At 72.1% G+C, this 10,333-nt stretch carries 10 protein-coding genes; 9 read left to right on the forward strand and 1 reads right to left on the reverse strand.

What is annotated here, in order from left to right:
- The coding region (locus MR1_RS04260; protein WP_157517893.1) for a GntR family transcriptional regulator at positions 1–331 on the reverse strand (331 nt) is incomplete at its 3' end.
- A 297-nt stretch (positions 332–628) separates the two neighbouring features.
- On the opposite strand from MR1_RS04260, the gene MR1_RS04265 reads away from it, so the two are divergent.
- The 9 genes from MR1_RS04265 to MR1_RS04305 all read left to right on the forward strand — a co-directional run.
- Entirely contained in the window at positions 629–1,912 is a 1,284-nt protein-coding gene (locus MR1_RS04265; RefSeq protein WP_067243445.1) for a SufS family cysteine desulfurase, read from the forward strand.
- Entirely contained in the window at positions 1,909–2,352 is a 444-nt protein-coding gene (gene sufU / locus MR1_RS04270; RefSeq protein WP_067243446.1) for a Fe-S cluster assembly sulfur transfer protein SufU, read from the forward strand. Before MR1_RS04265 ends, sufU begins: the two co-directional genes overlap by 4 nt.
- A gap of 206 nt (positions 2,353–2,558) precedes the next feature.
- Positions 2,559–3,926, forward strand: coding sequence for an MFS transporter (locus MR1_RS04275; protein WP_084344367.1), 1,368 nt, complete (start codon positions 2,559–2,561; stop codon positions 3,924–3,926).
- Positions 3,923–5,176: an alpha/beta fold hydrolase gene (locus MR1_RS04280; RefSeq protein ID WP_067243447.1), complete on the forward strand. Its 1,254-nt coding sequence runs from the start codon at positions 3,923–3,925 to the stop codon at positions 5,174–5,176. Before MR1_RS04275 ends, MR1_RS04280 begins: the two co-directional genes overlap by 4 nt.
- Entirely contained in the window at positions 5,169–6,662 is a 1,494-nt protein-coding gene (locus MR1_RS04285; RefSeq protein WP_217996178.1) for an aldehyde dehydrogenase, read from the forward strand. The genes MR1_RS04280 and MR1_RS04285 overlap by 8 nt, the downstream gene beginning before the upstream one ends.
- 22 nt (positions 6,663–6,684) lie before the next feature.
- Positions 6,685–7,587, forward strand: coding sequence for an NAD(P)-dependent oxidoreductase (locus MR1_RS04290; protein ID WP_067243448.1), 903 nt, complete (start codon positions 6,685–6,687; stop codon positions 7,585–7,587).
- Positions 7,584–8,378, forward strand: a complete 795-nt coding sequence (locus tag MR1_RS04295; protein WP_067243449.1) for an N-acyl homoserine lactonase family protein — start codon at positions 7,584–7,586, stop codon at positions 8,376–8,378. The genes MR1_RS04290 and MR1_RS04295 overlap by 4 nt, the downstream gene beginning before the upstream one ends.
- An 88-nt stretch (positions 8,379–8,466) precedes the next feature.
- Entirely contained in the window at positions 8,467–9,945 is a 1,479-nt protein-coding gene (gene tcuA / locus MR1_RS04300) for an FAD-dependent tricarballylate dehydrogenase TcuA (protein WP_067243450.1), read from the forward strand.
- A gap of 68 nt (positions 9,946–10,013) precedes the next feature.
- Positions 10,014–10,333 (forward strand): GntR family transcriptional regulator (locus MR1_RS04305; protein ID WP_157517894.1); only part of this gene is annotated, 320 nt, incomplete at its 3' end.

The raw sequence follows: 10,333 nt of genomic DNA on the forward strand, positions 1-10,333 counted from the left end.
CGGCGAGGGCGGCGAGCGTCGGGGGCGCGGCGTGCGCGATGGCCAGGATCTCGACGTCGAGCGGCGTGCCGCCCACGGCCAGCGCATGCGCCCACCCGCGCGGGGTGTCCAGCGCGACGCCGTCGAAGGTCACGAACGATCCGACGCCCATCTGGGTGCTCACGAGGCGCCGCCGGTGCAGCTCCCCGATGGCCTGTCGCACCGTTCCGCGGCTCACCTGGAGGTCCCTGGCCAACTCGGACTCCCCGGGGAGGCGCTGCCCGTCGGCGAGATCGCCGTCCCGGATCCGCTGCTCGATCAGCGAGGCGACGCGCTGGTACTTGGCGTTCATGCTCGACTCCCTACCTGTCTTCACCGACTGTACCTGTCCATACCTGTCCATGCCAGCTTTTCGTCTGATCCCACCGTCGCCCCGCCCCGCCCCGGCTCCCCGTCCTCCTCGCCGTTCCATGCCGCCGAAACCCCCTCCCGCCGTCGAGACCCCCTCGGAGATACGTGTTTGCGAGGGGGTTTCGTCGGGCAGAGGGGGTTTCGGCTGCAGGTGACGGTGTAGGAGGGGGCGGTGTAGGGGGTGTCACAAGCCGGTGGCGACGGCGCCGGGGGCGTCCGGCTGCCGTAGCGTGGAGGGGTGAGCACGACCGCAGCGCCCTTCGACGTCACGAGCGTCCGCGCCGACTTCCCGATCCTGTCCGAGAGCGTGAACGGGCAGCCGCTCGCGTACCTCGACTCGGCGGCCACGAGCCAGAAGCCGCGCGTGGTCCTCGACGCCGAACGGTCGTTCCTCGAGCGCGCGAACGCCGCCGTCCACCGCGGCGCCCACACCCTCGCCGCCGAGGCGACGGAGCTGTACGAGGACGCGCGGGCCACCGTGGCCGCCTTCGTCGGCGCCGGCCCCGACGAGCTCGTCTGGACCAGCGGCGCCACGGCGGGGCTCAACCTCGTCGCCTACGCCCTCGGCAACGCGGGCCTCGGGCGGGGGAGCGAAGCGAGCGCCGCGATCGCCGTGCGCGAGGGCGACGAGATCGTCGTCACCGAGGCCGAGCACCACGCGAACATCGTCCCGTGGCAGGAGCTGGCCGCGCGCACCGGTGCGGTGCTGCGGGTGATCCGGATCCGTGACGACGGCTCCCTCGACCTGGACCACGCCGCGGAGGTCATCGGCGCGCGCACGAAGGTCGTGGCCTTCGCGCACGTCACCAACGTCCTCGGCATCGTCAACCCGGTGGCCGAGCTCGTCGCCCGCGCGCGCGACGTCGGGGCGCTGACGGTCCTGGACGCGTGCCAGTCCGCGCCGCACCTTCCTCTGGACCTGCCCGCGCTCGGCGTCGACCTCGCCGTGTTCTCGGGGCACAAGATGCAGGGACCGCACGGGATCGGTGCGCTGTACGGACGCGCGGAGGTCCTCGACGCCCTGCCGCCGTTCCTCACCGGCGGGTCCATGATCGAGAGCGTCTCGTTCGAGCTGACCCGCTACCTGCCGCCCCCGCAGCGTTTCGAAGCGGGCACCCAGCCGGTCTCGCAGGCCATCGCGCTCGCCGCGGCCGCGCGCTACCTCGACGGCATCGGCATGTCCGCGATCCACGCGCACGAGGCACGGCTGGAACGGCGGATGCACGAGGGGCTGAGCGGGATCGACGGGATCCGGCTGCTGGGCGATGCACCGGGCGCGGACCGGGTCGCGCTGTGGTCGTTCGTCGTGGACGGCGTGCACGCCCACGACGTCGGGCAGTTCCTCGACGCGCGCGGCGTCGCGGTACGGGTGGGACACCACTGCGCGGAGCCGGTGCACCGCCGACTGGGCGTCGCCGCCTCGGTGCGCGCCTCCGCTGCCCTGTACACCACGGAGGAGGACGTTGACCGCTTCCTCGACGCCGTCTCCGGGGTGCGCGCGTTCTTCGGGGTCGGCGCATGAGCGATCTCGAGGCGCTGTATCAGGAGCTCGTGCTCGATCACTCGAAGCGGCCGCAGGGCAAGGGTCTCGTCGGGGACGAGGGGGCCGAGGGGACCGCGGACTCGCATCAGCGCAACCCGATCTGCGGCGACGAGATCACGCTGCGGGTCCGCCTCGACGGCGAGCGCATCGCCGAGGTCTCCTGGGACGGCGCCGGATGCTCGATCTCGCAGGCGTCCGCCTCGATGCTCACGGACCTCGTCGTCGGGCGGACGACGGAGGAGGCCGCGGAGCTCGTCGACGGGTTCCGCGAGGCGCTGCGCTCCCGGGGCGCGATCGAGCTCGACGAGGAGGTCTACGGCGACGCGGCGGCATTGACCGGCGTCTCGCGTTACGTCGCCCGCGTCAAGTGCGCGATGCTCGCGTGGGTCGCGCTGGAGGACGCCGCCCGCCGCGCCTGATCCGCAGCCCGGCCGCCCGAGGGACCCGCCCGAGGTGCTCCGCGCCGGGATGGCCGCGGCGCGTGCCTGCACGTGGGGCCGCGCCATCGGCGGGTGCTTTGCCGTGCTCGTTGCGCGGGGTCTTGCACGGGCGTCTTGTGCTTCGGCATCCATATGTATACAGTGGCATTCCGTGCGGCGCCCGCCGCGGGAACGAGAGGCATTCGATGGCGAATGACAACGCGGTCGTCAGCACCGCGACAGGACAGGGCTACTCCCGGCAGATGACCCGGAAGGTCATCCTCGCCTCGTTCGTCGGAACGGCGATCGAGTGGTACGACTTCTACCTCTACGGCACGGCCGCCGCGCTCGTGTTCAACCGTCTGTTCTTCCCCGACTTCGATCCGCTGGTCGGGACCCTTGCGGCGTTCGGCACGTTCGCCGCCGGCTTCCTCGCCCGCCCGATCGGCGGCGTGGTGTTCGGGCACTTCGGCGACCGGCTCGGGCGCAAGAAGATGCTCGTCTACTCGCTTCTCGGCATGGGCATCGCGACCTTCCTGGTGGGCCTGCTGCCCACGTACGCCGCGATCGGCGTCGCCGCACCGATCCTCCTGCTGCTGCTCCGCCTGGTGCAGGGCTTCGCGGTGGGCGGCGAGTGGGGCGGGGCCGTCCTGATGTCGGTGGAGCACGAGGAGAAGGGCAGGCGCGGCCTGGCGGGGAGCTGGACCCAGGCGGGGAGCCCCGCCGGCCTCGTGCTGTCGACCATCGTGTTCGCGCTCGTCACCCTGATGCCCGAGGAGGCGTTCCTCGACTGGGGATGGCGCATCCCGTTCCTGTTCAGCGCGGTGCTCGTCGCGGTCGGCCTGTTCATCCGGCTCAGCGTCATCGAGAGCCCCGAGTTCGCAGAGCTCGCCGCGACGTCCGAGCCGGCGAAGCTCCCGGCTCTCGAGGCGATCCGCAAGCACCCGGTCAACATCCTCCTCGCCATCGCGATGTGCCTGGCGCCGTTCGTCTGCTTCTACTTCTTCGCCACGTTCGTGCTGACGTGGGCGACCACGACGCTGGGGATGGAGCGGCAGAGCGTGCTGTGGATCGTCGCGGCTGCGGGCTTCATCGAGCTGTTCACGATCCCGCTCGCCGCCGCCCTGAGCGACCGGGTCGGACGAGGCAGGGTGTTCCTCTGGGGGACCGTCCTGTTCGCCGCCTACGCCTACCCGTTCTTCCTCGTCAACGACGCCCTGCCGAGCACGGGGATGCTCCTGGTGACGGTGATCATCGGCCTCGGGTTCATCCACCCGCTGATGTACGGCCCCATGGCGACGCTGTTCGCCGAGCTCTTCCCGCCGCGCGTGCGCTACTCCGGGGCGTCGCTGGGCTACTCGATCGGTGCGATCTTCGGCGGGGGCTTCGCGCCGCTCATCTTCACCGCCCTCCTCGGTCTGGGACTCGGCGCCATCGTCGCGATCCCGCCGTACATGATCCTCGTGTCGGTCCTGACCTTCGTCGCCGTCTACATCGGGACCCGCCCGGGGCGTCGCTACGAGGACGAGGGACTCGCCGAAAACGGTCGGAGCCGGCGGGTGTCCGGCCGATGAGCGGGGCAGGTCTGCGCGGTCTCGTCGCCCGGATCGCGCCGTGGATCGCCGCGGCGCAGCAGGATCCCGACCTGGGCGTCTTCCGACGCACCGCCGACCTCTGCGTCGAACTGAGCGATGGCGACGCCCGCGTGCGGGTGACCGTCACCGCGGAGACGGTGTGCGAAGGCGGCAGCGACCCGATCGTGCTCGTCGCACCGCCGGACGCGTGGTCGGAGCTGCTGTCGCGGGATCCGCGCCCGACCATGAACCACTTCCTGGCTCTGCGGATGCGGGTGGAAGGCACGCGGATCGAGGGCGACGAGCTCGTCTTCGCCCAGCACGCGCCCGTCGTGCGCCGGCTCCTCGAACTCGCTCGCGAGACCGTGGACGCACCGGTCGCCCGAGCCGCGGACCCCGTGCTCGACCGCTCCGGGATCGTCGGCGGCTACGCGACCGTGATGGTGGACGACGCACCCCTCGACCTCTACGTCGAGCGCGCGGGGGACGGTGTGGGCACCCCGCTGCTCGTGCTGCACACGGCCGGCGCGGACAGCCGCCAGGCGCATCCGCTCATGTCGGACCCGCGGGTGACGGCGAGCCGCGAGATCGTCGCCTTCGACATGCCGGGGCACGGCCGGTCCTCGGCGCTGCCCGAGCCCATCGGCGCGTGGTCTCTCACGCCGGACCGGTACGCCGAGACGATCCTCGCCGTGATCGACGCGCTCGGTCTCGATCGCCCCATCCTCGTCGGCGCCTCGATGGCGGGGCAGGCGTGCCTGATGATGGCGCACCGGGCGCCGGACCGCCTCGGCGGGGTCATCGCCTGCGAGGCGTCGGACCACGTCCCCGGTCGCACCACGCCGTGGGCGGGGCACCTGCGGGTGAACGAGGCGACCTTCGTCCCTGAGTGGATCGACGGGCTGATCGCCCCGTCCGCGCCGGCGTCGCTGCGCGAGCTGATCCTCCGCACCTACGCGCAGGGCGGGCACCGCACCTTCGCGGGCGACATCGACTTCTACTCCGGAGGCTGGGACGGCCGTGACATCGTGGGGGACATCGACACCGCACGCTGCCCCGTCGTCATGATGACCGGCGAGTACGACTACTCCTGCACGCCGGCGATGTCGGAGGCCACGGCGGCGAAGATCCCCGGCGCCCGCTTCTGGACGATGCCCGGGCTCGGGCACTTCCCGATCTGCGAGCACCCGGAGGCCTTCGCCCCGCACCTGGACCGCGCCCTCGAAGAGATCGGAGACCCCCGTGGCTGACGCCCGGCTCACCCTGCCCGACACCCGCATGCTCATCGGCGGTCGGCGCATCCCCCTGGCCCCGGAGCGCACCCTTCCCGTGCATGGCCCCCTCACCGGCGAGACCCTCGCCGTGGTCGCGGACGCGTCGGCCGCGCAGACCGCGCAGGCCATCGGAGCCGCCGAGGAGGCTTTCCGGTCGTGGCGGAGGACGAGCGGCGCCGAACGCGCCCGGCTGCTCCACCGTCTCGCCGACCTCCTGGACCGGGACGCCGACAGCCTCGCCCGGCTGGAGAGCGCCGACAACGGCAAGCTCCTTCGCGAGACCACCACCCAAGCACGTTTCGCCGCCCGGAACTACCGCTTCTTCGCCGGAGCCGCGGACAAGATCTACGGGCACACGATCCCGCTCGACGCGTGGGAGACGTTCGACTACACCGTGCGGGAGCCGGTCGGCGTCGCCGTGCTCATCACGGCGTGGAACTCGCCGATGCAGCTCCTTGCGAACAAGCTCGCGCCCGCGCTCGCCGCCGGTTGCACCGTCGTCATCAAGCCGAGCGAGATCGCACCGTTGACCACGCTGGCTCTCGCCGACACGGTGGCCGAGGCCGGGTTCCCGGCCGGCGTGATCAACATCGTCACCGGCGGACGCGAGGCGGGCGTCGCCCTGACGACGGATCCGAGGGTCGGACGGATCAGCTTCACCGGATCGGTGCCGACGGGGCAGGCGATCGCCCGCGCGGCGGCGGACGTCCTCGTGCCGGTGACCCTCGAGCTGGGCGGGAAGAGCGCGAACATCGTCTTCGACGACGCGGACCTCGACCGCGCCGTCCCCGGCGCCGTCGCGGGCATCTTCGCCGCGGGCGGGCAGACCTGCATCGCGGGGAGCCGTCTGCTCGTGCAGGAGAGGATCGCCGAGGAGGTCGTCGCGCGGGTGGCCGAGGTCGCCCGCGGGATCCGGCTCGGCGACCCGTCGGACGAGGCCACGCAGATGGGGCCGGTGGCCTCGGTGCTCCAGCGGGAGCGGATCCTCGCGATGATCGGCGACGCGAAGGCGGACGGCGCCCGTCTGGTCACGGGTGGCGGGACCCCCTCGGACGAGTCCCTCGCGGCAGGGGCGTTCGTCGAGCCGACGATCTTCGCGGACGTGTCCGCCGAGTCTCGCCTGGCCCAGCAGGAGGTGTTCGGGCCCGTCCTCGCGGTCACCGCGTTCCGGGACGAGGAGGAGGCGATCGCTCTCGCCAACGGCACGGACTTCGGGCTCGCCGCCGGGATCTGGACGACCGACGTCTCCCGCGCCCACCGCGTCGCCCGGGAGCTGGTGGCGGGGACGGTGTGGGTCAACACCTACCGCTACTCGGCGGCGCAGGCGCCGTTCGGCGGCGTCAAGCGCTCCGGCTACGGGCGCGAACGCGGCCTGGAGGCGCTGGACGAGTACCTGCGGACGAAGAACGTGCTGCTCGACCTCTCGGACGACATCCGCGACCCCTTCGCCATCAAGGCCTGAGCACCGACGGAAAGGAACGCGCATGACGGATCGCATCGGACTGGTCGGCCTCGGCCAGATGGGACTGCCGATCGCCGGGAGGATCTCCGGCGCCTTCGACCTCGTCGCCTACGATCTCTCCGCGCAACGGCGCGCGCTCGCCGCGGATCTGCCGCGGACGACCGTGACGGAGGACCTCGCGGACGTCGCCGACGCGCGACGGATCGTCCTGTCGCTGCCGACCCCGGCGATCTCCCGGCAGGTGCTCGGCGACCTCGTTCCGCGGCTGGCCGCCGGCACCGTCGTCGTGGAGACGAGCACCGTGCTCCCGGACGACGTCCGCGACGCCCGGCGGATCCTGGAACCGGCGGGCGTCGGCATCGTCGACGCCGCCGTGCTGTCCGGCGTGGCGCAGATGGCCCAGGGGGCCGCGACGCTGCTGGTCGGCGGCGAGGACGAGGACGTCTCCCGGACCGAGGATCTTCTGGCCGTGATCGGCGGAGGGGGTGTGCTGCGGTTGGGCGCCCTCGGCTCCGGGATGGCGGCCAAGGTCGTCAACAACGGCGTCGCCCACGCCGTCATGGTCGTGCTGGTCGAGGCGTTCGCGATGGCGCGCGCCGAGGGCGTGGCGCTGGAGGACGTGGCCGCGATGCTCCTGCGGGAGGACGGCGGGCTCCAGCGTCCGCTCAACCACCGGATCATGCAGCGCGTCGCGGGCGGCGACTTCGAGGGCGGGATGCCGCTGGACGCAGCGCGCAAGGACTCCACCCTCGCCCTGGCCATGGCTCAGCGCAGCGGCATCCCGCTGTTCGCGACGCAGGCGGCGCAGACGGTGTACGACCTCGCGGTGTCGGCCGGGCGGGGCAGGGAGGACTACTCCGCGATCGCGCAGCTCTGGGAGGAATGGTCGGGAAGGGATCTCCGGTTCGGGGACGGCGGACGATGACCGCCCCCGACGGCGTCTACGCGCTCCGCTACGCCTTCCGCACGGAGTCCTTCAAAGGAGAGCACTTCCACGGCTACTCCGCGGACTGCCACGACCGCTGGCCCATCGACTACTACGCCTGGGTGATCGTGCGCGAGGGGCGGCCGTGGGTGTTCGACACAGGCTTCACGCGGGAGGAGGCGTCCCGGCGCGGGGCGCGCACCTACCTCGGATCACCGATCGAGCTGCTGGCAGGACTGGGTTTGGCGCCCGAGGAGGTGCCCGTCGTCGTGCTCTCCCATCTGCACTACGACCACACCGGGCACATCGCCGACTACCCGCGGGCCCGCGTGGTGCTGCAGCGCCGCGAGTGGGAGTTCTGGACGGGGCCGCTGTCCGAGCGCGGCGTCTACGCGCACTTCCGGCCCGAGGCGGACCTCGCGCTGCTGCGGAGGCTCGTGGACGACGGGCGCGTGGACCTCGTGGACGGCGACACGGACATCGGCCCGGGGATGACCGCGCATCTCGTCGGAGGACACACCGCGGGCACCCAGGTGATGCGGGTCGCGACGGAGGACGGGCCGATCGTCCTGGCCTCCGACGCCTCGCACTTCTACGCGAACGTCGAGGAGGACCGGCCGTACGGAGCGGTCCACCACCTGGACGAGATGTACGCGGCGTTCGATGCGCTGCGGATGCTCGCGGGCCCGGACGGCGTCGTCGTCCCGGGTCACGACCCGCGGGTCCGGGACCGCCACGAGACGCTCGCGGACGACCGGATCGTGCGACTGCGGGTGCGGCCGGGACGCTGAGGCGTCATCCGGCGGGTGCGCGGGATCCGACTATCGCATACATATGTATACAATTAGCGCATGCACTGTGCTCTCGAGGGGGAATGACATGACCACACCCACCTATGACGTCGTCGTCGTCGGCGGCGGCAACGCCGGCTTCGCCGCGGCCCATGCGGCCGCCGAGCGAGGGCGCTCCGTCCTCCTGCTCGAACGGGGCCTGCCGGACATGGCCGGAGGCAACAGCTTCTACACCGCGGGGGCGACGAGGATCAGCCACGGCGGGCTCGACGATCTGCGCGACATCGTGGTGGCCGACGAGCGGCACGCCGTGACCGAGGTGCCGGCCTACACGCCCGAGGAGTACCTGGCCGACCTCGTCAAGGTCACGGACGGGCGCACGGATCTCGCCATGGCGGACGTGCTCGTCCACGAGTCCGCAGACGCCGTCCGGTGGCTCAGCGCGCTCGGGCTCCGGTATCGGCTGATGTACGAGCGTCAGGCGTACGACCGGCCGGACGGCACCTATCTGTTCTGGGGCGGTCTGCACATCGGCAACGTGGGCGGCGGAGAAGGCCTCATGGCGGACCACACCGCCGTGGCCGAGCGACTGGGAACGACCGTCCGCTACGGTGCCAGGGCGCGCTCCCTCGTGGTCGAGGACGGACGGGTCGTCGGAGTGCGGTTCACCGACGAGGCCGAGGGTGCGGCGGTCGCGCACGAGGTCCGCGCGGAGAGCGTGATCCTCGCCGCCGGGGGCTTCGAGTCCTCTCCGCAGTGGCGCGAGGAGCACCTCGGGGCCGGATGGGCCCACGCGAAGGTGCGGGGAACACCGTACAACGTCGGCGACATGCTCCGCGCCGCCCGGGAGATCGGCGCGGCCCGCGGCGGGGACTGGTCCTCCTGCCATTCGGTGCAGTGGGACGCCGAGGCCGAGCACAACGAGTCGAACCGCGAGCTCACGAACCGCCTCACGCGGCAGAGCTATCCGCTGGGGATCATCGTGAACCGCGACGGCGCGCGATTCCTGGACGAGGGCGCGGACTTCCGCAACTACACCTATGCCAAGTACGGGCGCGAGATCCTCGCCCAGCCCGGATCGATCGCGTGGCAGGTGTTCGACGCCTCCCTGCGTCCGATGCTGCGGACCGAGGAGTACGACATGCCGGGGATCGGCGTGCACGTGGCCGACTCGATCGAGGAGCTGGCCGAGCGCTCCGGGATCGACGCCGCGGGCCTCGCGCGCACCGTAGCCGCCTTCAACGCCGCGATCGACCGCGACGTGCCGTTCGACCCGACTATCAAGGACGGGCGGCGGGCGGAGGTCGTGCCGCCCAAGTCGAACTGGGCGTCGCCGATCGAGACGGGTCCGTTCTACGCCTACCCCGTCACGTGCGGCATCACCTTCACCTTCGGCGGGCTCCGCGGCGACCTCGACGGGCGCGTGCTCCGTGAGGACGGTTCGCCGATCGACGGGCTGTTCGCGTGCGGTGAGATGCTCGGCGGGCTGTTCGCGGGGAACTACCCGGGCGGGTCCGGCCTGGCGGCGGGAATGGTCTTCGGGCGCCGCGCCGGCGCGGCCGCCTGAGCCGGACCGGGTGCGGCCACGGGCCGCACCCGGTCGTCGGGTACATTCGACTCACGGGAGGTGCACCGATGGCGACGAGTGTGTACGAGCGGATCCGGGATGCGATCGTCGAGGGGCGGATCGCGCCCGGTGCGCCTCTGAGCGAGAACGGGCTCGCCAAGGACTTCGGCACGTCCCGGACCCCGGTCCGGGAGGCGCTGCACCGTCTGGAGATCGAGGCGCTCGTCGAGCGGCTCCCGCGCGGCGTGCAGGTGCGGGAGACCTCCCCGGAGGAGATCATCGACATCTACGACGTCCGGATCACGCTCGAGGGCGCGGCTGCCCGCGCCGCGGCCGAGCGCGCCACGGAGTTCGATCAGCGCCGGCTCCGCGCCGCCCAGGGGGCGAT

This window comes from Microbacterium resistens NBRC 103078 (assembly GCF_001552355.1).
In the GTDB taxonomy this organism is placed as follows: Bacteria; Actinomycetota; Actinomycetes; order Actinomycetales; family Microbacteriaceae; genus Microbacterium; species Microbacterium resistens.

Bases quoted from the DNA above. Each gene is read 5' to 3' on its own strand.
- sufU (WP_067243446.1), top strand. From the start codon at position 1,909: ATGAGCGATCTCGAGGCGCTGTATCAGGAGCTCGTGCTCGATCACTCG.
- MR1_RS04275 (WP_084344367.1), top strand. From the start codon at position 2,559: ATGGCGAATGACAACGCGGTCGTCAGCACCGCGACAGGACAGGGCTAC.
- MR1_RS04280 (WP_067243447.1), top strand. From the start codon at position 3,923: ATGAGCGGGGCAGGTCTGCGCGGTCTCGTCGCCCGGATCGCGCCGTGG.
- MR1_RS04290 (WP_067243448.1), top strand. From the start codon at position 6,685: ATGACGGATCGCATCGGACTGGTCGGCCTCGGCCAGATGGGACTGCCG.
- MR1_RS04295 (WP_067243449.1), top strand. From the start codon at position 7,584: ATGACCGCCCCCGACGGCGTCTACGCGCTCCGCTACGCCTTCCGCACG.
- tcuA (WP_067243450.1), top strand. From the start codon at position 8,467: ATGACCACACCCACCTATGACGTCGTCGTCGTCGGCGGCGGCAACGCC.